Source organism: Priestia aryabhattai B8W22 (assembly GCF_000956595.1).
GTDB lineage: Bacteria > Bacillota > Bacilli > Bacillales > Bacillaceae_H > Priestia > Priestia aryabhattai.
The window spans coordinates 14,560-34,221 of sequence record NZ_JYOO01000019.1 but is presented as its reverse complement, the minus strand read 5'-3'; the positions used below and the strand labels follow the sequence as shown (position 1 = coordinate 34,221).

The window sequence follows — 19,662 nt, the reverse complement described above, 5'->3', positions numbered from 1 at the left end:
CCTTTATCTTTCTTGATGTTTATATTCGAGTAATTTTACGACGTTTTCTACATCATTTTCAGCAGAAAGTTCGTTGATATTCACTTTATAAATAAGCGTATCCGTTGCAAAAAATTCATCTTCTCCCTCAGGTTTTACTTTCAAGTTTAAGATTTTCACCCTCACAATATGAGTGAACTTACCGCCTTTACCGGGCTGTATTTCACCCATTTGTATCCCGATATCATCTTTTTTAATCGGGCGAACTTTTACTTTTTTATGCTGTTTACCGTAAACCTTCTCATAATGAGAAGTAATATCTTGGTGTACCCAAGGTTCAAGAGATTGATAAATAAAATCTTTTACAACTGGCTGACTTACGTGTGATTCTATATTTTCTTCTGGTATATTTTCTTCTGCGGAAATGGAAAGCGTAAAACAAAAAAAGACAAATGCTGCTAAAAACAAAAATTTTCCCACGAAAAAACCCACCTTACCTGTTCGTTTATGTAGCCGATTTTCTAGATCTGCATCTTTATCTTTTGAACAAAGGCATGAAGGTATGCACAATTTTTTTGTGGAATTTACCTCATTAAAAATCAATTTAGTTTAAATAAAATATGTTCTAAATCATTGATTGAAAATTCAAATGTGGTTTGCGCACAAAAAAATAGCCAAGTGCACCTTTATATAGACACTTGGCTATTTTCATGATCGTTTTATGCTGCTGTTTTCTTATTGCCTTTAAAAATAAAATAAAGAGCTAATAACATAAATGCTACACCAATCCAGCGTGATAGATCAAAGGGGACTTCCTTGCTTCCAAACCAGCCAAAATGGTCGATAATCATACTTGCAAATAACTGACCGATAACAGTTGAAATATTAGCTGCTGTTACGCCAATTTTAGGAACAGCTAAAACGGTTAGAAATAAATAAGATGCTCCGAATAAAGCACAGGTAAGCTGCCATTTAGGGACATCGAAAACAGAGAGAATGTTTCCTTGTCCAAAGAAGACAACAACAATCGTTAAAATCATGGCACCTGTTGCAAAGGTTAAAAAAGCTGTTTCAAACGTACCTGTTTTTTTACTTAGTGTACCGTTAATAGAAGACTGAGCGCTTAGCGTTAATCCTCCTATTAAGGTAAGTATCACCATTAATAAACTCATTATAAAACCCTCCTAGAAAATAAGTACAAGCGCAATTCCCATACATACAATAGCCATTACGCGTTCTTTGTTAATTTTAATTTTGCTGCTGCCAAGCCAACCAAAATGCTCAATGATCATACTTGTAATCATTTGGCCCACAATAACCGCAACCATTGAAACACCAATTCCGATAAAGGGGATACTAATTACTAGAATCGTTAAATAAACCGTACCTAAAAAACCTCCGGTTAAATTCCACTTAGGCGCTTTTAAGACGTAAGGTAAATTTCCTTTTCCAGCAAATAGGGTGGTCAGACCTAAAATGAGTGTTCCCATGACAAAAATATAATAACTGCTTTCGAGTTTTCCAACTGTTTTTCCAAGTTCTCCGGCAATGGCGCCTTCCATACTTAAAGCAGCGCCGCCTAGAACCGCAACTAAATAAACCAACAACTTCACGTTTATCACTCCGATATTTCTTTATATTTGTATATCTAGAAAAATAGATATAATAAGTGAAAAAAACTCGTTAAAGTTTTTTTCGTAAGAATGAAGAAAGCTCTTGAAGCGTTTCTTCATTTCGGCGATAGTATGTCCATTGACCGTGCCGAATTGACTCTAACAAACCTGCTTTTTGCATCATGGAAAGATAGCTGGACACAGTGGACTGAGACAGCTGAGCTTTTTCCTGAATATCTCCCACGCAAACACCGCCTCTGCTGCTGACCTCCTTAGGCAAATGTGCTTGTTTGTCTTTAAAATGCTTTTCAGGTTCTTTTAACCACTCTAATATATTTAATCGAGTTTCATTAGATAATGCTTTAAAGATATCAATAGGTTTCATACTTATTATTTTATTCGTCACAGCTCAGATGTCAAATGTTCAAGTTTACATTTTATAGCTAAATAATCGGCGATGGGTTGAATTATAACAGCTGTGAACAAAAAGTCAACTTATAATAGGGTATAAAGAAGAACGGTTTACCCAGCTGTTTTTCTGCTTATATAATTAGAAAGCATCTTATTTTTTGAGCAGAACAGATGACATATTCCTTATTTTTCAAGGGATAGTTTAGTAAAATAGAAAAAAGTGAATAACAAAAGAAGCTGGTTTACTTACTTAAGGGGGAGGGCTGCATATGCAAGGGAAAACAAAACAAGTGCGCTTTCGTAATATGGTAGCGTATGGATTTGGGGATTTGTTTGGGGGAGGATCCTTTTTTATTATCGGCACATTGTTTATGGTGTTTTTAACGGATGTAGTCGGGCTTTCTCCTGTAGAAGCAGGAACGATTGTAGCTCTTGGAAAAGTGTGGGATGCTTTATTAGATCCAACCATTGGGTATATATCTGATCATCTTCAGACAAAAAAAGGACGAAGAAGAGTCTTTTTTCTTTTTGGAATCATTCCAGTTGCCATCACGTTCAGTATGCTGTGGATTCCTATTGAAGGCTCGCATATGTTTAAATACACCTATTTTATTTCAGCCTATCTTTTATTTAATACGGCGTTTGGTATGGTAATGGTCCCTTACAACACGCTAGCAGCAGAAATGACGACAGATTATAGTATTCGTTCAAAAATGACGGGAATACGCATGGTCTTTTCACAAGGCGCTTCATTTTTAGGTGCTTTTTTCCCGAAACGAATCATTGATGCATTTCCAGGTGGACAAGGGTATTTAATCATGGGCATTATCTTTGGTCTTCTTTTTGCTCTTCCCTGGATTTTTGTTTACAAAGGAACATGGGATAGCGGAGAAGTAGTGGAACGAAAAAAGAAAAACGGATTTTGGTTAGAATTTAAGCAGCTGTTTATCAGTTTTGGAAGTGCATTTAAAAACAAGTCGTTTAACGTGTATCTTGCCATGTATTTAGCATCTTACATTGCAATGGATGTGTTTAATGCTCTTTTCTTTTATTTTATTGCCTATTACATGCTGCGCGAAGTTATCTATGCAGATACCCTGAGCTTTGTGCAAATTACACAAGTGCTATTTATTCCTCTTGTTACGTACATAGCCATTAAGTTAGGAAATAAATTAACCTATAACTTCAGCATGGTCATTTGGGGAACGGGCATTATTTTATTCAGTTTCCTAACAAAAGATAGCTCTTTAGTTCTTATTTACTTAGCGGCATTTTTTTTAGGAAGCGGTCATTCGGGAGCGATCATGATTCCATGGAATGTACTGCCGTTTGTATCAGATGTAGATGAGATGATTACGACAAAAAGAAGAGAAGGCGTGTATGCAGGGCTGATGTCATTTATTCGAAAATCGTCTCAGGCGCTTGCGATTTTTCTTGTAGGCGTTGCCTTAAAGAATATTGGCTATGTACCAAATGCCGAGCAGTCAGCGTCTACTCTAGCCGGCTTACAAAAGCTGTTCATGGTTGTACCTGCTATTTTGATTCTCATGGGAATTATAGCAACCATATGGTTCAAAATAAGTCCGAAAAATCACAAAATTTTATTAGCTGAAATTGACAGAAGAAAAAAGGGCGGCCGGGCGACGGCCGTTACTCCTGAAGCGAAAGCGGTTTGTGAAAGTTTAACGGGCTATAAATACGAACAGCTTTGGAGAGACGTAACTATTTCAAAAGAAATTCGAGACAAAACGGTTGTTTAACCTTTAGCTTCACGAAAAAGAGTAAAATTTTTAGCGCGGCGATTCGCTAATTATATCCAATAAGAAACTTCCTCTGACGTATTGCCTTTTAACAACAATAGAGATTCTCCTGCCTATTGACTCATTTTTTAGGTGAATTTTAGAAAGGAAGGATTTTTTGCCATTAAAGATGTGCAATTTGGCACGTCTTGATAGGGTGGATTGTACAATTTATAATGAAACTATAAACTCACCACAGGCGCTTTCAAGGCGCAGGTATAAATTAGAAAAAAGGAAGGTACAGTTTATGCCAATTCGATATGTTTGTCCACAATGCCAAGGAGCCGGTAAGAAATTTGGATTTATAAAGTGCAAAGTGTGCAACGGCGAAGGAAACATCATCATGTCTTCTAATGAGCCAGATCCAACTAAAAATAAGAAATTAAAATCATCTTCTAAACAAGATAAAGCAATGTAGGCTATTGCTAATAAAGGTATGTATGAACCCCGCTTTTCTATAAAAAAGCGGGGTTTTCTGCTAGACAGACGAACGCTTTTCTTATGATACAATAAAATGAAAGTCGCTAAAATAACAGATAGGGAACCGAAGGAAGAGGGAGATAGATGGAATACACAGCAAAACAGTTTACGCCGCAGTTAGAACAACATATACATACGGTTGAAAAGTCTATGCAAGAACGTCTCATATCCATATATGAACAATATAAAGAAGCTTTTAAAAAGAAAGGGGTGCAGCTTTCTATAAATGTGATCCGTGAAGGGGAAAATCCTTTTCATCCTGGTTATCACGCTACTATTCAAGTGGGTATTTTAGAAAAAGATGAGTTTTTAGATGGTCTTTTTATTCCTATCTGGCACTGTGTACGCACGTTTTTGGGCATTCGTTCTTCGAAGAAGCTCCCAGGCAGCAAGATAACCGGAGAGCTGATGGAAGAAACAGAAGAGGAAATAACAAAAGAAGTAGTAGGCTATTTAGAAATGCAGCTAGAAGATTAGAAGCAACCTGCTTCTAATCTTCTTTACATTGAAGAAGGTGCAGTTTCTTTTTCAATTTGTCTTTTAGCACGAATAAAGGCCGTCAGCTGCTGAATTTCTTCTTGAGACAGTTCCGCACCGTCGACCGTAATTCTATGAGTTTGAGGCGATGTTAATTCGATGGGTGCATCTGAAGGAGAATGAGGTTCCTTTTCCTTACCTAGCAAGTAGTCTGTTGATGTATCAAATAGTTCTGCGATTGTAACGAGTGCTTCAAGAGAAGGACGACGATAGCCAGATTCGTATCCTGCGTAGGTGCTTTTAGCAATTTCAAGCTGGTCAGCTGTATATTGAAGAGACCATTTTTTTTCTTTCCTGAGTTGAGCTAATCTGCTTAACATTCATGACGCTCCTTTGTAGGTGTAGTATGTAAAAAACCGAGGCATTCAGCTCGCGCGCAGATCTTTGTAATCAAACCGTGAGCTAATTTACATTTTTATTCATTATATCATTGCTGTAGAGAAAAGTGTACGCGAAACGAATAATTTTTCTCTTGATTTATTGAATTCGGGTTACTATAATTACAGGTGAAGTACGCGAAATGAATATAATTTATTTGATAGATTGTCAGGTTTTTTTACAGAAATTAAGCAAAGGGGATGTCGGTTTTGAAAAAACTATTATTGTTATCAACTGGCGGAACGGTCGCTTCACTTGAAGGTGAAAATGGACTCGTTCCTGGAATGGAGCCAGATCAATTACTAAGCTACATACCTGATTTAAATGAACATTGTCAAATTGACAGCAAATCTCTTATGAATCTTGATAGTACAAATATGCAGCCTGAATGTTGGATAGAGATGGCAAAAGCGATTGAAGAGCATTATAATGAATACGATGGTTTTGTTATTACTCACGGAACAGATACAATGGCCTACACATCGGCTGCTCTTTCTTACATGCTTCAGCATTCTAAAAAACCAATTGCGATTACAGGATCTCAAATTCCTATTTCTTTTAGTAAAACGGACGCGAAGCGCAATATTGCAGATGCGATTCGTTTTGCATGTGAAGAAACAGGCGGAGTCTATGTAGTCTTTGACGGTCGTGTGATTCAAGGCACAAGAGCAATTAAGCTTCGTACAAAAAGTTATGATGCATTTGAAAGCATTAACTATCCATACGTGGCGTCTATCCATGATAATACGGTGGAATATACAAAATCCATTCGCTCTAGTAAAGAAGAGTTAACGGTTAATACATCTCTTTGTACGGATGTAGCAGTTGTCAAACTGTTTCCTGGCATTAAACCTGAATTTTTTGATGGATTAAAAGATGTATATCAAGGCGTTGTTGTTGAAAGCTATGGAAGTGGAGGAATTCCATTTCAAGTTCGCAATATTTTAGCCAAGCTTGTTGAATTGACAAACCACGGTGTATCCGTTGTCATTACGACTCAGTGTCTTGAAGAAGGAGAAGACATGGGCATTTATGAAGTAGGCCGAATGATTAATCATGACAGCGTCGTTCGCTCAAAAAACATGAACACCGAAGCCATTGTTCCTAAATTAATGTGGGTGCTCGGACAAACGAAAGACCCTCACCAAGTTAAAAAGATGATGGAAACGTCGATTGCAGAAGATATTAATTAAAAAAGAAAGCAGGTACAGCTATGAAACAAGAAACAGCAGGATATCGTACAGAAGCTGATTTTCTAGGAGAAAAACAAATTCCAGCAGACGTATACTACGGTGTACAAACCGCACGTGCCGTAGAAAATTTTCCGATTACGGGTTATAAAGTACATGAAGAAATGATTAAAGCGCTTGCTATCGTAAAAAAAGCGGCAGCGCTTGCGAATATGGACACAAAGCGCTTATATGAAGGTATTGGAAATGCCGTGGTGCAAGCAGCTGATGAAATTTTAGCAGGTCAGTGGCATGAATATTTTATTGTGGATCCTATTCAAGGCGGAGCGGGGACATCAATGAATATGAACGCAAATGAAGTGATTGCAAACCGTGCTCTTGAAATTATGGGAAACACTAAAGGTGAATATGGAAAATTAAGTCCTAACAGCCATGTGAATATGTCTCAGTCAACAAATGATGTATTTCCAACAGCTATCCATATTTCAACGCTGAACTTATTAAATAAACTTCTTGTTACAATGAATGATATGCATGATGTATTTAAACGAAAAGCGCAAGAATTTGATCACGTGATTAAAATGGGCCGTACGCACCTTCAAGATGCTGTGCCCGTTCGTCTTGGTCAAGAGTTTGAAGCATACAGCCGCGTGTTAGCGCGCGACATTAAGCGTATCAGCGCGACGCGTGACCACTTGCATGAAGTAAATATGGGAGCGACGGCTGTTGGAACAGGCTTAAATGCAGATCCTCGCTATATTGAAAATGTAGTCAAACACTTAGCCGATATCAGCGGGCTGCCGCTTGTGCATGCAGAGCATTTAGTGGACGCTACTCAAAATACAGATGCTTATACAGAAGTATCTGCAGCTCTTAAAATCTGTATGACGAATATGTCTAAAATCGCCAACGACCTGCGTTTAATGGCATCTGGACCTCGTGCAGGTCTAGGTGAAATTAGCCTTCCTGCTCGTCAGCCTGGTTCTTCAATCATGCCAGGAAAAGTAAATCCGGTTATGGCTGAATTAATCAATCAAATTGCGTTTCAAGTAATGGGAAATGACCAAACAATCTCTCTTGCTTCAGAAGCAGGTCAGATGGAGCTTAACGTAATGGAACCTGTGCTTGTATTTAACTTGCTTCAATCGATCAGCATCATGAACAACGGTTTCAGAAGCTTTACAGATCACTGTTTAGCAGGAATTGAAGCAAATGAAACGCGCATGAAAGAATATGTAGAAAAAAGCGTAGGAATTATTACAGCTGTTAACCCTCACTTAGGCTATGAAGTCGTATCACGTATTGCGCGTGAAGCGATTTTAACAGGAAAACCAATTCGTGAGCTTTGCCTTCAATACGATGTGCTAACAGAAGAAGAACTGGATCTTATTTTAAATCCATTTGAAATGACGAACCCTGGTATTGCAGGAAGTTCATTGTTTGATCGTCAGTAAAAAGAACGGCTTCCATAAGGAAGCCGTTTTTTTATAAAGACATTTGCTGAATGACGCGTCGCATTTTCTAAGCTGTTGCAGCCAAGACGTCATCTTTTTCAGCAAACTGGGGAATTTGCGTATAAAAATCTCCGAAACATTCCTGTTGGTAGCGTGGAACGATGTGCATGTGAAAATGAGTTAACTCGTTAAACATTCCTCCGTTTTGAGGGAGAGTAACTCCGTCTGGAACAAAGAGTGTCTTCACTGCTCTTGTCATTAGCTTCGCTGCATTCATCACGGCCAGTATTGTTCAGTATCAAATTCGTCGATTTCCACTATATGTGTTTTAGGAAGAATTAAGAGGTGGCCTTCGTTAAATGGCTTATGATCTAATAGGCACGTCACAAACGAATCTTCAAATATCATATGCGATTTTTCTTGGTTATTTGCTAATCGACACCCTAAGCAATCTATACGTGGATTCCCCATCATATGTTCTCTCCTTTTTTAAGATAACTAAAGTGTAGCACGAGAAGTATCAGGAGAAATAGTTTGAAATATACACAGTTGTTTTTTTGCTTACTAAAGAGCCCGGATATATGATCTGGGCTCTTTGTTTCGTTCTTTTTACATGGTTAGCTGTTTCATCTAAAATTTACCATGGTTTTAATTGTAAAAATGAAACCTTTACAGTATAATGACAGTGTAACAGTTAACTGTAACTAACAAGAGGTGGATTGTTTGAATACATATACAGGCAAGCAAATTACGGAGTTATTAAATAATGAAGGTGCGGACTTGAACCTGCGTACGGTACGATATTACACACAAATAGAAATTGTTCCTCCGCTAGTGCTAGCAGGGAATAAACGCGTGTATACAGATCAGCACGTTCACTACTTTCGAGCTGTTTTAACATTATCAAAAGCAGGGGAGTCATTAGCTTCCATTCAAGAAACGTTGCGTTCAATAAGTGATGAAGAAGTAAAAAACATCGGTGCGCAGCTTCCTCTTTACCAAAGTAAACAAATTCAAAATCAAGAAATGCATCAAGTGAATGAAGATGTATTTGTCGCTATGAACCGAAATTTATCAGCGGACGTACGGCAAAAAGTGATTGAGTCTGTTACTCAGATTTTAAAGGATCATTCATCGCATGATTAAATTAGCCTTAGCAAAGTCAGTGATGGAAAAAGAAGAAGGAATGAACCACCTTTGTATTGCATTTGAACGTTCGCAAGTAAAAGTAACAAACATCACGATTGATATTCAGCTGCCCAAAGGTCTGTTTAAAACGACAAACTTAAATGGATACCGGGAAAACAAACAGGGGCAAATCGAAGTAAAACATATCGACGATGAACCTCTATTAATAGAGCTCTACACGGAAGAGGGCGTTTTATATCCACAGGCAGAGATTGCAGTTGCTGTGACTTACCGCGATGAAAGCCTGCATATGCAGCAAGAAAGTCATTCTCTAATGATTAAATTTACGGATGAAGATTTGATAGGGGATTCATTTTTAAATCATGAAATCAGTGCAAAAGTGAAAAAATTTGCTCGTACTAATTCAGGGGAAAGAGGCGGTCACATGAACTTAACTCCATATGTAGTGGAACAAACAAGCAAGGGAGAGCGTGCCTATGATATTTATTCAAGGCTGTTGCTCGACCGAGTGATTATGCTCACAGGTGAAGTTACGGATGAAGTGGCTACTAGCATTATCGCACAGCTTTTATTTTTAGATGCAGAAAACCCAGAAAAAGATATCAGCATTTATATTAATTCACCGGGAGGATCTATTACAGCTGGCATGGCTATTTTTGATACGATGCAGCTTATACGTGCAGATGTAAGCACATTGTGTCTAGGGCTAGCAGCATCTATGGGTTCATTTTTACTAGCGGGCGGTCAAAAAGGGAAACGTTTTGCTCTTCCTAATAGCGAAGTGATGATTCATCAGCCGCTAGGAGGAGCAAAAGGGCAAGCTGCTGAAATTGAGATTCGAGCAAAGCGTATTTTGCGGTTAAAAGACCACCTAAATGAACTTCTGTCTGAACGAACAGGACAATCGCTTTCAACAATTAAAAAAGACACTGATCGAGATACATTCTTTACAGCGGATGAAGCAAAAGAATATGGCTTGATTGATCAAATTCTAGCTCATCAATAAGGAGGATGACGTGTGGAAAAGTCAAATCGTTATTCAGTAGAATATGAATGGGGAAACGTGATTTATTACCAAGAAGTAGAAGCAATGACGATACAGGAAGCAAAAGAGCGCGTTCAACATACAAAAGTAAACACCGCTATTCGCGCTGTTCATGTCATAGAAGATGTCGAATCTTAACGAAAAACTGGATCCTTTCGGGGATTCAGTTTTTTTGAGCAAATGAAGCAGGGATTTATATGAGGAAAAGAGAATGCAAAAAGAGATTTAAAAACGAGCAGCTGGTAGCATCATTCAGCAAGAACATCTCATTTCAATTACAAAAAGAAAGGTAGATGTAAATGAAAAAAGTATGGTCTGGATTAGTTGTTCTCATTGCTATTTGTTGGGTGATAACAGGATGTCAGCAAAGCAGTGCTTCAAGCGGTACTGTTGATCAAAAGCTCGTAATCGAAAAATACATAGCCGATAATCAATATGGCCATGCGGTTAAAATGAAAGACCAAAATCAAGTGCAGAAAGTGCAGCAGTGGTTAAAAGATGTATCATGGAGAGAAGAAAAAGCTGAAATGATTCGAAAACCTAACTACATTCTTCACTTTGAACCGGCGGAAACAAAAAAGGATATAAAGGTGCAATCTTATCGGATGTGGGTCAACTTAGAAAACGAAACCGTTGAATTAGCTACAGATACACACTACGCACAGTTAAAGGGCAAACAAGCAAGGTCATTTATTGAATTAGTAGAGCCGAAATAGAAAACAGCTATAAAACAGTGTCCAATGAATGCTAAAACTGCACTTATTCATATGGAAGCTATCTTCACCGATATACTTGATGATCTCGAAGGCACAGAGCTGTTTATTGCTAACGCGCTTGACATGAGGGTGTAGAAGTATTAAATGGGAGAGGTGACAAGCAGCAATTTTTTAAATGTAGCAACAAAGAATTACACTTACAGGTAGGTCCGTTGTTAAAACATTTTTCCATAAGAAATAAGGGAAAAAGAGAAATCAAGACGCTGATTTCTCTTTTTTATTTAGGCGTGTCGATGATTATTATTTCCGCGCATTTTGCGTAAAACAAAACTCACAATTAAAACTAAAATAACAGCACCAATAATAGCAGGAACAATTGCGAATCCGCCGATCTCTGGACCGAAATCTCCAAAAATTAGAGAGCCTAACCATGCTCCAATGAAACCAGCAATGATGTTTCCGATAATTCCACCTGGAACATCTCGTCCTGTTAACGCACCAGCAAGCCAGCCGATAAGTCCTCCAACAATAAGCGTCCAAATAAATGACATATATCTAACCTCCTTTTTATAGGGAATTCCTTTTCAGTCTTTCCTAAAACACACGTTGTCATGCGACATCCTTGCTGCAAACCCTTTTACATTTTTTCATCTATTTATCATATATGCTAAGATAGCCCAACATTAAATTGAAGAGTTATGTATGAGAATTCACTGCGAAAGTAACGATAAAATGAAGGAGAGAAGTTCAGCTTATGTACGTTTTAGATTCAATTTAGCTCATTCTATTCGCAAAAGGGGACATCTGGTTCATTTTTAAAAGCTTTTTCCCTTAGTTTTACTTTTTTTAACGGTATATGTGATATCATTTTAAGTAAACAAATTCTTAACGGGAGAACAATATGGAGTCATTATTATTAGATAAAAAGCTTAAACACATTACGAATTTAATTCTAGAAAAAAAAGAAGAGTTCTCAAAACAAAAACAATATGAAGACAAAGATATTCAACAACAGTTAGAACCGTGGCGCGTTCATTTAATTCAAATATACGCTGATTCTGTATCAACAAATGATACGAAAAACTTTGAAGTGCTTGAGGAATGGGGAAGAGAAGTAGCGAATTTACTCGTTGTCCTTCAGCTTCCGTTGGATGTCGCATTAGAAGAAATCAGCTATTACCGAAATATTATCGGGGAAATTATTAAAGAAGAAGCAAAAGCTGAAACATTTACGTTTGATGCCTTCTATCAAGTTATTTCTCGTTTCAACTTAGTAGTGGATAAGGCCGTGCACTGGGTTAGTAAATCATATATGACCGACTTTGCAAACAAAATCCAATCGGCTCGCTATGCAATTGATGAACTTTCAATTCCTGTAGTACGCATTACGAAAGAAATTGGCGTGATTCCTCTTGTTGGCGATTTAGATACAAATCGGGCTCAAATTTTAATGGAAAATGCCCTTCAGCACGGCAGCGAGTACAAGCTAAATTGGTTGATTATTGATTTATATGCGGTTCCAATTATTGATACAATGGTAGCGGACCAAATTTTTAAAGTAATCGGTGCTTTAAGATTATTAGGAATTCAAGTGGTTTTAAGCGGTATCCGTGCTGAAATTGCTCAGACGATGGTGAACTTAGGATTAGATTTGGCTGATATTACGACTTTCAGTAGCCTTCACCAAGCAGTGGAATATGTTAATCAAGCGGACTAATATAAAACAAAATCCCATGATATGGTTATATATTCATGGGATTTTATTGGTAGAAGAAAATTTGAAGTTTATTTAACAAAGCATCTAATGATTGACTAACTTGGAGTGTGTTAGGACTTGTCATTCCTTCACGGACAGCCGTTTGAATCATTAACGTTCGTGTCTGTTCGATTTCTTCTATTAGTATTTGGTACATGGATTTGTCTTTTGAGTGGGTTGAAAGCAGCATGTTAATTCCTCTTTTTTCTATAGTGATTACGGTTAAATTAACATTAATAGGTTTATTTTTCAATATTATGAAATTAAAAATAGTAAATTTTAAGAATTTTTCATATAAAAAAAGAACCTCTTTTTCAACAGAGGTTCTTTTTCTAATATAATAATTTATTATGCATGTTTATGATTACCACGCATTTTTCTCATAATGAAACTTACGATTAACACTAAAATGATTGATCCGATAATAGCAGGAATAATAGCAAATCCACCTACAACTGGTCCGAAACTTCCAAAGATAGCTGAACCTAACCAAGAACCTATAAAACCGGCAATAATGTTACCAATAATACCTCCCGGAACGTCTCTTCCCGTAATTAATCCGGCAAGCCACCCAATAATACCACCTACAATAAGTGCCCATAAAAATGACATAAATATCATCCTCCTTTTTAATGATGTATTGCTTATATAGGTTAGTACCCCACTTAAAAGAAAACTATTCGTAGAATAACAAAAAAAATAAAAAAACTTGAAAAAAATTTACGAACTGCGATAGAGTCATAGAAAATAGACTAACTAGTATATAATAGAAAAAGAAACATAGTTTAGAAGAGAAAGGAGACATGAAGTGAAAATAAAAAATCAAAGCGATGTAGTAGAACAGCACTTGATTCAGCACTGGATGTATTTTCAGCATACGAAGAAATCTGTGAAGGTGGATACACCAGAAATGAAATGGATTTCTGCATCTCCTTACAATCGGGGGATATATGCAGGAACCCGTCATATTGAGCCTGCGTTAGGGATATGCTCTTCGGAAGGGGAAGAACCTCTATGGATTGTTGGTCCATCTTCATATGATAACCTTGGGCCAGTTCTTCATAAAAATGGATTTGTTCCTTATGAAAAATGGATCGGAATGATTCAGCACATTCAAGAAAAAGAATACGTACACACAGGAGTAGAAGGGTTTCAATGTAAGCGAGTGCACACAGAAGCTGAATTGAAAGAATGGATTACGGTATACATAGACGGCTATCAAAAACCAAAAGAATATCAAGCTGACTTTCTTGAAAGGTTTAGGGAGCTTATGCAGCACACTGACCAATATCACTTATATTTGGGTCTTTATCACAACCGGCCAGCTGTAGCTGGGTCTCTCTTTTTTTATGACGGTACAGCGGGTTTGTACTGTATCACTACAGCTAGACATATGAGGAGAAAAGGCCTGGCCACCGCATATTTGAAGGAAGTTCTTACTGAAGCAAAAAAACAGGCAGATACGTGTATCTTGCATGCTACAAGTGCAGGAAAGCCAGCCTATGAAAAACTTGGTTTTACAGCGGTTAACGAATTTGATGTATACAGACGGAGAAATAGAGATGGAAAATAATAAGCTGCAGCTTGTGAAATAAGAGACAAAATTCGACAAAATTTTAAAAAAGTGTAGCTTCCACTTCGTTTTTGGTGTATCCTAGGACAAAGCAGCAGCATGAGCTAGTGTTGTACATAGAACACAGATAAAAGGAGTCATTATGAAACATTTTTTTAAAACGAGCACGTTTTGGATAGGTTTGGTTGTTGGAATCGCGCTCACATTTGGGGGATACTTTACTGTTACTAGTATTTATGATTATTATTTAGGACGAGAACAGCTGAAAGTATTGACTGCCTCTCAGAAAAACCTTCAAACTGCTTTTAAAGAGTATAATCAGCTTATGGCCGAAAAAAAAACCAAAAAGCAATTTATCAATGAACTCGATGATATTTCAAATACAATAAACTATGAATATAATGAATTAGCTTCCCTTGATCCTACGATGAAAACGATGTATAAGCATACGGGCGTCATCGATGATATGGAACTGATGATTGATAATATCGATAGCATTTATGAATTAACGATGAATGATCACAAAGACGCAACAAAACCGCTTCAAACCTACGTATCTGATTTAATGGAATATGTAGAAAAAGATATGAAAAAAGAAATAAGCATGCTAAGTAAATAGAACAAAACAGCTGTCTAAACAAATAGGCGGCTGTTTTTTTTGTTGATTATAAAAGGAATCTTTTGGTGGCAGGCGAAAGAGTATACTATGCACCCACTCACTTACGTGCACCACGTTTACAAAAAGGGAGGACATAGTATGAAAAAAGTGGTGGTTATCCTATTTAGTTTGTTTTCATTAACCGCATGTCAGGTTCCTACAGCTGAAACGCTTGAAGATCCGTATCCACCCGCTATAAAAATAAGAGCGGAAGGCAAAGAAGCCATCATCAAGCCTTTCTTTTTTTGCTGGACCGAATGTGAAGCTGATTTTGGCGAACGACAAAATTTTAGACAAATTGTTATGAAAGATAGTATTCCCGTCTCTCAAGGTGGTCAAGTGTCCATTGAAATAGACGGTAAAAAACCTAATGCGCTTTATTACAAACAAATTCGCAATCAGTCTATTTATGAAAACGTAGTAGAAAAAAAGGACATAAAAAAAACATCCGCTATTACAGTAGATTCTACCTCTCGCAGCGATCGGTATATACTCGTAGCGGACTGGAAAGATAACAAAGGAAAAAAGCTAATCGGGCGTGTCTACTATACACCGGTAAAATTTGAAACGCCATAGATATGACTCTCTATGCTGTAATAGAGAGTCATATGCTTAACTAATAGAATTAAGCGCCTGTGCGAGGGAAGAAGTAGTTTTAACATGTTCAAATGAAAGCCCTAAGCGAATTGCAGTTTGAGAAATTTCCGGTCGAATTCCAGATAAAGTTGTTTGCACCCCAATTAAACGAAGAGCTTTTACCAAATTAAAAATCTCTTGTGCCATCATCGTGTCAATCGTAGCTACACCGAGCAGGTCAATACATAAATGTTCAACGTCTTTTTCCGAGCATTGCTGAAGCGTATTTTCTAAAATAAACTGACTTTTGACCGTTCCAATATCCCCGACAAGAGGCAGAAGTGCAACTTTGTTTTGAAGCATGATGACAGGAGAACTTAATTCATTAATTAACTCTTTCTGAGCGTTCAGCTGTTCTTGCGTATTTTTATGATATTCTTGGATAAAGATGTAAATAGATAAATCAAACGCTTTAACAATAATGTCGTACCACATAAACATCTTATCTACGCTTACCTCTCCTGAATGCAAAGAGATAAACTTCTTTAAGTAATTAACGACAATTCTTTGTGAATTAAAATATTCTCGAACGATAAAGTGAAGAGGCGTACTTAAATGCTTTGGATCACGTGCAAGTTCGACCGACCACTGTTGGAAATCTGAAAAAAAGTATTCCTCATCCTTTATAAATACGTCAAATAAATGCTGAAAATAATCTTGATTTTGCTGCTTCAGTTCTTTCACAATTGCTGGATTTTTACTCGAATACACGGAGAACTCATTTTCATCGTCGAGCTGGTCGTACCAGTCTTCAGTTAATTGAAGAGAATGTTCTTTAAAAAAATGATATAAGTCCTGATTTCTATGCATGAAGACTCTCCTTACATATGTATAGTCTAATTGTTTTATAAATAAAGGCATAAAAGCATCCCCTGATCTAGAGTGAGGATGCTTATAAATAAATCCATTATGAAGCGCATTTATTTTCCTATACGCCTTGTTTTCCCTAACTGTATAATCTCAAACCCAATTTATTAAAAAATAAACATTTTTTAACTAGCTTATTCATGCATTTTACCTATTTTTCATAAAGAACCACTTCTTGTGCTTATAGCTTTAGCTTCGGTAAGGCATCTTTAATGCTTTGATAGACTAAAATAAAGGACATATCATCTTCTATAGTGCTCATATGTATGGCCATGTTAGGGGAAATTCCCGTTAAAACAAGCTGAGTCCCCATAAGCTTCAGCCAATTGTAAATATTAAGAATATCACGGCCGAATGAATCATTAAATTGCGCTAACCCTGATACGTCTAGGATTAAATAACGATCTTTGCTGGTTGTATTATGCGAGGTGAAGCTGTTAAATAGCATTTCTATACGCCGTTCGTTTAACGTTCCGATTAATGGAAGAACGGAGATTCCTTCTTCTATTGGCACGATAGGAGTGGATAGTCTTTCCACTTCTTCTAAAGCTTGCTGAAGCTGTTCTTGGGCTGTAATTTCTATGGTTACGTCTTTTTGAACACCGATAAAGTAGTATTTATCTTCTTCTTCGACGTACGTTGGGTCAATCGTTAGCTGATTATGAAAAAAAGAGCCGTCTTTTCGATAATTCACAAGCGTAACAGAAACTGACTGATTGCGGCTAATAGCGCTGCGAATTTCATCAACGTGGTGCGGGTTTGTAAGAGGGCCTTGTAGAAAACGGCAATTTTCCCCTAATACTTCTTCTTCCTTATAGCCGGTCATAAGGGAAAACCCTTGGTTGAGGTAAATAATTGGATTATCAGGTAAAGAAGGGTCCGTCACGATAATGCCAGATTGTGAGCTGTGAAGAGCTTTATTTAAAATGGACCATTTTGAATCTTGAGCTTCAGGTGTAGTCAATGTATTCCCTCATTCCTTGGAATTTTTATAAAAATATTGTGACATAAACGCGTCAAAAAAACAATTTTCGACGCGTTTACTGTTAGAGAAAGAATGAAGATAAGGAAAAATATGTTATAATAGTTTTATGGGTAAAGGGAGTGTGAACAAACGTGATAACCATCAATTTATTTAACGTTAGTTTCTTTGTGATGGCGCTAGTAGGCTTTATTCTCATTTTTTGTTTGCGTATAAGGTTCAAGCGGCCACTGTCATTGTTTAAATGGTCTTTTTTGTTCGGAACGGTGCTGCTGTCGCTAAGCGTATACTTGTTTATGGCGACCAGCCAATATATTCATTTGATATTGAATACAATCGGTTCAGTTATGACAGCGCTCTATCTTATCAGTATTATGGTCGGAGCAGAGGAGTCATAAATACATATGTTTGAAGGTCTATTGAAAGTGGAAAATAAGTAGAGATGCTGAAAAGAGAAAGAGATGAACTTACATTCTTTTAGCCGAAATGATGACAACTGGAAAAACACCTCGGTAAAAAATGCCGAGGTGTTTTTGTAAATAAAAGAGAAAGGAGAATATTTAGAGAAATACTAGTCATATTTTATTGAGTGTAGTAAAATAAAAAGTTATTATTCTATTTTTAGGTTGTTGCTATTGGCAACATGTGTTAGTCTAAAAGTGGTATACATTTTAGGCGATCTTGAAAAAGAGAGACGAGAAGCTTTTATTCAAGTTTCTTAAAAGCTTGACGTTTACTGAGGTGAAACAATGAAATCTCAAGTACAAAAATTTGTAGGCTATTTATTAGCTGGTGATCAAGACAGCGCTTGGGAAGTTGTGCTGGAAGAAATACAACAGGGAAAGAACAGCCTAGATATTTATGAAAATTTAATCACAACCGCAATGCGAGTAACTGGAGATATGTGGGAAGAAAATATCATTTCTGTAGCTGATGAGCACGTCGCAACTACGACGTGTGATTATGTGCTAACTCGCTATCGCTTTTATAAAAAAATTCAGGGACACGCTTCAGACACCGCTCCAAGGGCACTGCTTCTATGCTTGGAACAAGAACAGCACTTTATTGGTTTAAAGATGGTGGCTTTATTGTTTGAGGAACATGGTTGGAATACGCGCTTTTTAGGGGCCAATCTACCTCTTGAATACGCTGAGAAAATGGCTATGGAATGGAAGCCGCACATGGTAGGATTATCCGTCAGCATTCCTTATCATATTGAGAGGCTTGCTGAATATACCAAAACTTTGGACAAATTAGAACCAAGACCAACAGTAATGGTAGGAGGGCGCTTAGTTTCTCAAATTGATTTCCGTTCTTACTGTTCTGAGCATACACGCCTAATTCCGGATCTTTACCAACTAAATAACTGGTTAATCAGTTATCACAAAGGAGTGGAAGTTAATGTCGATGCTTGAATATGTTCCAATTCCTTACTTTCTAGTGGATACTGAATTTAATATTTTGGAATGGTCGCAACAATCAGGTCATTTATTTAAGCCTTCAGCTAATTTTTTAGATCTTGTAGATGTATTTAGTCAAGAAAAGGCGAGAAAGTTTTTAAGCTTGCGCCAAAAAGATTCTCGAGAATTGTCTGTAGACGAACCCCATGATGAGCAAACGCTTGTCCAAAGCCGAGGCCAGGCTATTCAGAAAGTAGAGCTTGTGATGCAAACCAATGATTCGCCGTATTCACTGTTTGAATGCTTAATTCAATGGGATAGTGATATAGGTCATTTAGTTTGTATTCGCCAAGATGAACGTATACAAGAGCTAACGAATCTTGTTCAAGACCACCGGAAACGATTAGCAGATACAGATTTCGAACTGCTTGAACAAAAGGAACGTCTTGAAAAATCGTTGCAAAAAATTAAGCAGCTGTCCGCTTCTTTTATTAAGTTATCCTCTAAAGTAGGACTTATACCTCTTTTTGGAGACTTAGACACAGCTCTTGTAGCTGAAAATACGTCTATTTTACAAAACTGCGCGCACGAAGGAAATTACACTACGCTTCTATTTGACTTTGGAGGCTTAGATATATTAACAACCGAAGGAATTCAAGCTTTTGCAGGCTTTATGCAGTCCTTCTATCTTATGGGTATCACATGCTATATTATTGGCATGAAGCCTCACCATACGGCTGCTTTGAAAAATAGAACGTTTGGTGAACAAATTATTTATATGAATAACCTGAGTGAAATTATTGCTGTGAATAAAAATGTGAGTTAAAAGGGTGGAGGAGAAGAAAGTTATTCTTCTCCTCTTTCTGTATACACTTCTTTTGCTATAATTAAACATTTATTAAATCACATACTTGAAGGGTTTATTGAGTTTTGAAGAATTGAGTCCGTCATCTTGAATTTCATAATTGATTTATTTTCACATCACAGTACCAAAAAGCAAGTCAACAGCTGCTAGCGCATCAGTTCGTTACTAGAAAAG

General features: G+C 37.1%; 28 protein-coding genes. 16 read left to right on the top strand and 12 right to left on the bottom strand.

The features are described 5' to 3' along the window. Nucleotides 1-3: 3 nt before the first annotated feature. From N178_RS15595 to N178_RS15580, 4 genes are all read right to left on the bottom strand, one after another. Nucleotides 4-459: a hypothetical protein gene (locus N178_RS15595; RefSeq protein ID WP_014459377.1), complete on the bottom strand. Its 456-nt coding sequence runs from the start codon at nucleotides 457-459 to the stop codon at nucleotides 4-6. A gap of 239 nt (nucleotides 460-698) precedes the next feature. Beyond that, nucleotides 699-1,151 carry a DMT family transporter gene (locus N178_RS15590; RefSeq protein ID WP_013057779.1) on the bottom strand — a complete coding sequence of 151 codons (453 nt, stop codon included), beginning with the start codon at nucleotides 1,149-1,151 and terminating at the stop codon, nucleotides 699-701. A gap of 12 nt (nucleotides 1,152-1,163) precedes the next feature. Then, nucleotides 1,164-1,592, bottom strand: coding sequence for a DMT family transporter (locus N178_RS15585; RefSeq protein ID WP_045293321.1), 429 nt, complete (start codon nucleotides 1,590-1,592; stop codon nucleotides 1,164-1,166). A 70-nt stretch (nucleotides 1,593-1,662) separates the two neighbouring features. Further along, nucleotides 1,663-1,977, bottom strand: coding sequence for an ArsR/SmtB family transcription factor (locus tag N178_RS15580; protein ID WP_013083854.1), 315 nt, complete (start codon nucleotides 1,975-1,977; stop codon nucleotides 1,663-1,665). A gap of 295 nt (nucleotides 1,978-2,272) precedes the next feature. On the opposite strand from N178_RS15580, the gene N178_RS15575 reads away from it, so the two are divergent. From N178_RS15575 to N178_RS15565, 3 genes are all read left to right on the top strand, one after another. Next, complete coding sequence (locus tag N178_RS15575; RefSeq protein ID WP_045293319.1) at nucleotides 2,273-3,763, top strand: MFS transporter; 1,491 nt, start codon at nucleotides 2,273-2,275, stop codon at nucleotides 3,761-3,763. 286 nt (nucleotides 3,764-4,049) lie between these two features. Next, nucleotides 4,050-4,220, top strand: coding sequence for a hypothetical protein (locus tag N178_RS27075; protein ID WP_013057775.1), 171 nt, complete (start codon nucleotides 4,050-4,052; stop codon nucleotides 4,218-4,220). Nucleotides 4,221-4,366: 146 nt separating this feature from the next. Further along, complete coding sequence (locus N178_RS15565) at nucleotides 4,367-4,759, top strand: hypothetical protein (protein WP_045293316.1); 393 nt, start codon at nucleotides 4,367-4,369, stop codon at nucleotides 4,757-4,759. 23 nt (nucleotides 4,760-4,782) lie between these two features. Here the strand turns inward: N178_RS15565 and N178_RS15560 are convergent, their stop codons facing one another. Continuing rightward, nucleotides 4,783-5,139, bottom strand: a complete 357-nt coding sequence (locus N178_RS15560) for a helix-turn-helix domain-containing protein (RefSeq protein ID WP_029714436.1) — start codon at nucleotides 5,137-5,139, stop codon at nucleotides 4,783-4,785. A gap of 267 nt (nucleotides 5,140-5,406) precedes the next feature. Between N178_RS15560 and N178_RS15555 the strand changes: the two genes are divergently transcribed. Beyond that, a complete protein-coding gene (locus N178_RS15555; RefSeq protein WP_045293314.1) occupies nucleotides 5,407-6,390 on the top strand; it encodes an asparaginase in 984 nt (327 codons plus the stop codon). Between the two features lie 20 nt (nucleotides 6,391-6,410). Further along, nucleotides 6,411-7,841, top strand: coding sequence for an aspartate ammonia-lyase (gene aspA / locus N178_RS15550; RefSeq protein ID WP_045293312.1), 1,431 nt, complete (start codon nucleotides 6,411-6,413; stop codon nucleotides 7,839-7,841). A gap of 67 nt (nucleotides 7,842-7,908) precedes the next feature. Here the strand turns inward: aspA and N178_RS27590 are convergent, their stop codons facing one another. Beyond that, nucleotides 7,909-8,100 carry a hypothetical protein gene (locus N178_RS27590; RefSeq protein ID WP_237758489.1) on the bottom strand — a complete coding sequence of 64 codons (192 nt, stop codon included), beginning with the start codon at nucleotides 8,098-8,100 and terminating at the stop codon, nucleotides 7,909-7,911. A gap of 17 nt (nucleotides 8,101-8,117) precedes the next feature. Continuing rightward, a complete protein-coding gene (locus N178_RS27585) occupies nucleotides 8,118-8,315 on the bottom strand; it encodes an HIT family protein (protein WP_237758488.1) in 198 nt (65 codons plus the stop codon). 249 nt (nucleotides 8,316-8,564) lie between these two features. On the opposite strand from N178_RS27585, the gene N178_RS15540 reads away from it, so the two are divergent. From N178_RS15540 to N178_RS15530, 4 genes are all read left to right on the top strand, one after another. Next, on the top strand, nucleotides 8,565-8,987 hold the full coding sequence (locus N178_RS15540; RefSeq protein WP_045293311.1) for a MerR family transcriptional regulator: 423 nt from the start codon (nucleotides 8,565-8,567) through the stop codon (nucleotides 8,985-8,987). A 427-nt stretch (nucleotides 8,988-9,414) separates the two neighbouring features. Then, a complete protein-coding gene (clpP, locus tag N178_RS15535) occupies nucleotides 9,415-9,996 on the top strand; it encodes an ATP-dependent Clp endopeptidase proteolytic subunit ClpP (protein WP_045293417.1) in 582 nt (193 codons plus the stop codon). A 12-nt stretch (nucleotides 9,997-10,008) separates the two neighbouring features. Further along, on the top strand, nucleotides 10,009-10,173 hold the full coding sequence (locus tag N178_RS27070) for a hypothetical protein (RefSeq protein ID WP_169746674.1): 165 nt from the start codon (nucleotides 10,009-10,011) through the stop codon (nucleotides 10,171-10,173). A gap of 161 nt (nucleotides 10,174-10,334) precedes the next feature. Beyond that, the gene (locus tag N178_RS15530; protein WP_045293309.1) at nucleotides 10,335-10,751 is read left to right on the top strand and encodes a YhfM domain-containing protein; all 417 of its coding nucleotides are present in this window, start codon (nucleotides 10,335-10,337) and stop codon (nucleotides 10,749-10,751) included. A 281-nt stretch (nucleotides 10,752-11,032) separates the two neighbouring features. On the opposite strand, the gene N178_RS15525 is transcribed toward N178_RS15530, so the two are convergent. Then, nucleotides 11,033-11,302 carry a GlsB/YeaQ/YmgE family stress response membrane protein gene (locus N178_RS15525; protein WP_013057765.1) on the bottom strand — a complete coding sequence of 90 codons (270 nt, stop codon included), beginning with the start codon at nucleotides 11,300-11,302 and terminating at the stop codon, nucleotides 11,033-11,035. A 350-nt stretch (nucleotides 11,303-11,652) separates the two neighbouring features. Between N178_RS15525 and N178_RS15520 the strand changes: the two genes are divergently transcribed. Beyond that, complete coding sequence (locus tag N178_RS15520) at nucleotides 11,653-12,468, top strand: STAS domain-containing protein (protein ID WP_045293307.1); 816 nt, start codon at nucleotides 11,653-11,655, stop codon at nucleotides 12,466-12,468. A gap of 43 nt (nucleotides 12,469-12,511) precedes the next feature. Here N178_RS15520 and N178_RS15515 read toward each other — a convergent pair whose 3' ends face one another. Together N178_RS15515 and N178_RS15510 are read right to left on the bottom strand one after the other, a co-directional pair. Continuing rightward, on the bottom strand, nucleotides 12,512-12,697 hold the full coding sequence (locus tag N178_RS15515) for an aspartyl-phosphate phosphatase Spo0E family protein (protein WP_013057763.1): 186 nt from the start codon (nucleotides 12,695-12,697) through the stop codon (nucleotides 12,512-12,514). Between the two features lie 158 nt (nucleotides 12,698-12,855). Then, entirely contained in the window at nucleotides 12,856-13,119 is a 264-nt protein-coding gene (locus N178_RS15510) for a GlsB/YeaQ/YmgE family stress response membrane protein (RefSeq protein ID WP_013057762.1), read from the bottom strand. Between the two features lie 196 nt (nucleotides 13,120-13,315). On the opposite strand from N178_RS15510, the gene N178_RS15505 reads away from it, so the two are divergent. The 3 genes from N178_RS15505 (at nucleotide 13,316) to N178_RS15495 (ending at nucleotide 15,314) form a co-directional block, all read left to right on the top strand. Further along, a complete protein-coding gene (locus tag N178_RS15505) occupies nucleotides 13,316-14,080 on the top strand; it encodes a GNAT family N-acetyltransferase (RefSeq protein WP_045293305.1) in 765 nt (254 codons plus the stop codon). A gap of 142 nt (nucleotides 14,081-14,222) precedes the next feature. Further along, on the top strand, nucleotides 14,223-14,699 hold the full coding sequence (locus tag N178_RS15500) for a hypothetical protein (RefSeq protein ID WP_014459392.1): 477 nt from the start codon (nucleotides 14,223-14,225) through the stop codon (nucleotides 14,697-14,699). 138 nt (nucleotides 14,700-14,837) lie between these two features. Further along, entirely contained in the window at nucleotides 14,838-15,314 is a 477-nt protein-coding gene (locus N178_RS15495; protein ID WP_045293303.1) for a hypothetical protein, read from the top strand. Nucleotides 15,315-15,350: 36 nt separating this feature from the next. Here the strand turns inward: N178_RS15495 and N178_RS15490 are convergent, their stop codons facing one another. Together N178_RS15490 and ytvA are read right to left on the bottom strand one after the other, a co-directional pair. After that, the gene (locus N178_RS15490; RefSeq protein WP_045293302.1) at nucleotides 15,351-16,184 is read right to left on the bottom strand and encodes an STAS domain-containing protein; all 834 of its coding nucleotides are present in this window, start codon (nucleotides 16,182-16,184) and stop codon (nucleotides 15,351-15,353) included. A 238-nt stretch (nucleotides 16,185-16,422) separates the two neighbouring features. Then, nucleotides 16,423-17,205: a YtvA family blue-light photoreceptor gene (gene ytvA / locus N178_RS15485; RefSeq protein ID WP_045293299.1), complete on the bottom strand. Its 783-nt coding sequence runs from the start codon at nucleotides 17,203-17,205 to the stop codon at nucleotides 16,423-16,425. Between the two features lie 152 nt (nucleotides 17,206-17,357). On the opposite strand from ytvA, the gene N178_RS26055 reads away from it, so the two are divergent. From N178_RS26055 to N178_RS15475, 3 genes are all read left to right on the top strand, one after another. Then, nucleotides 17,358-17,621, top strand: a complete 264-nt coding sequence (locus tag N178_RS26055) for a hypothetical protein (RefSeq protein WP_080890200.1) — start codon at nucleotides 17,358-17,360, stop codon at nucleotides 17,619-17,621. Between the two features lie 351 nt (nucleotides 17,622-17,972). Continuing rightward, nucleotides 17,973-18,638, top strand: coding sequence for a cobalamin B12-binding domain-containing protein (locus tag N178_RS15480; RefSeq protein WP_045293297.1), 666 nt, complete (start codon nucleotides 17,973-17,975; stop codon nucleotides 18,636-18,638). Beyond that, nucleotides 18,625-19,449: an STAS domain-containing protein gene (locus tag N178_RS15475; RefSeq protein WP_045293295.1), complete on the top strand. Its 825-nt coding sequence runs from the start codon at nucleotides 18,625-18,627 to the stop codon at nucleotides 19,447-19,449. The genes N178_RS15480 and N178_RS15475 overlap by 14 nt, the downstream gene beginning before the upstream one ends. Nucleotides 19,450-19,662 lie beyond the last annotated feature (213 nt).

What these genes read in the sequence shown, in the direction of transcription:
- N178_RS15590 (WP_013057779.1), bottom strand. Translation starts at nt 1,151, where the DNA reads ATGAGTTTATTAATGGTGATACTTACCTTAATAGGAGGATTAACGCTA.
- N178_RS15580 (WP_013083854.1), bottom strand. Translation starts at nt 1,977, where the DNA reads ATGAAACCTATTGATATCTTTAAAGCATTATCTAATGAAACTCGATTA.
- N178_RS15575 (WP_045293319.1), top strand. Translation starts at nt 2,273, where the DNA reads ATGCAAGGGAAAACAAAACAAGTGCGCTTTCGTAATATGGTAGCGTAT.
- N178_RS27075 (WP_013057775.1), top strand. Translation starts at nt 4,050, where the DNA reads ATGCCAATTCGATATGTTTGTCCACAATGCCAAGGAGCCGGTAAGAAA.
- N178_RS15565 (WP_045293316.1), top strand. Translation starts at nt 4,367, where the DNA reads ATGGAATACACAGCAAAACAGTTTACGCCGCAGTTAGAACAACATATA.
- N178_RS15560 (WP_029714436.1), bottom strand. Translation starts at nt 5,139, where the DNA reads ATGTTAAGCAGATTAGCTCAACTCAGGAAAGAAAAAAAATGGTCTCTT.
- aspA (WP_045293312.1), top strand. Translation starts at nt 6,411, where the DNA reads ATGAAACAAGAAACAGCAGGATATCGTACAGAAGCTGATTTTCTAGGA.
- N178_RS27590 (WP_237758489.1), bottom strand. Translation starts at nt 8,100, where the DNA reads ATGACAAGAGCAGTGAAGACACTCTTTGTTCCAGACGGAGTTACTCTC.
- N178_RS27585 (WP_237758488.1), bottom strand. Translation starts at nt 8,315, where the DNA reads ATGATGGGGAATCCACGTATAGATTGCTTAGGGTGTCGATTAGCAAAT.
- clpP (WP_045293417.1), top strand. Translation starts at nt 9,415, where the DNA reads ATGAACTTAACTCCATATGTAGTGGAACAAACAAGCAAGGGAGAGCGT.
- N178_RS15530 (WP_045293309.1), top strand. Translation starts at nt 10,335, where the DNA reads ATGAAAAAAGTATGGTCTGGATTAGTTGTTCTCATTGCTATTTGTTGG.
- N178_RS15525 (WP_013057765.1), bottom strand. Translation starts at nt 11,302, where the DNA reads ATGTCATTTATTTGGACGCTTATTGTTGGAGGACTTATCGGCTGGCTT.
- N178_RS15520 (WP_045293307.1), top strand. Translation starts at nt 11,653, where the DNA reads ATGGAGTCATTATTATTAGATAAAAAGCTTAAACACATTACGAATTTA.
- N178_RS15515 (WP_013057763.1), bottom strand. Translation starts at nt 12,697, where the DNA reads ATGCTGCTTTCAACCCACTCAAAAGACAAATCCATGTACCAAATACTA.
- N178_RS15510 (WP_013057762.1), bottom strand. Translation starts at nt 13,119, where the DNA reads ATGTCATTTTTATGGGCACTTATTGTAGGTGGTATTATTGGGTGGCTT.
- N178_RS15500 (WP_014459392.1), top strand. Translation starts at nt 14,223, where the DNA reads ATGAAACATTTTTTTAAAACGAGCACGTTTTGGATAGGTTTGGTTGTT.
- N178_RS15495 (WP_045293303.1), top strand. Translation starts at nt 14,838, where the DNA reads ATGAAAAAAGTGGTGGTTATCCTATTTAGTTTGTTTTCATTAACCGCA.
- N178_RS15490 (WP_045293302.1), bottom strand. Translation starts at nt 16,184, where the DNA reads ATGCATAGAAATCAGGACTTATATCATTTTTTTAAAGAACATTCTCTT.
- N178_RS15480 (WP_045293297.1), top strand. Translation starts at nt 17,973, where the DNA reads ATGAAATCTCAAGTACAAAAATTTGTAGGCTATTTATTAGCTGGTGAT.
- N178_RS15475 (WP_045293295.1), top strand. Translation starts at nt 18,625, where the DNA reads ATGTCGATGCTTGAATATGTTCCAATTCCTTACTTTCTAGTGGATACT.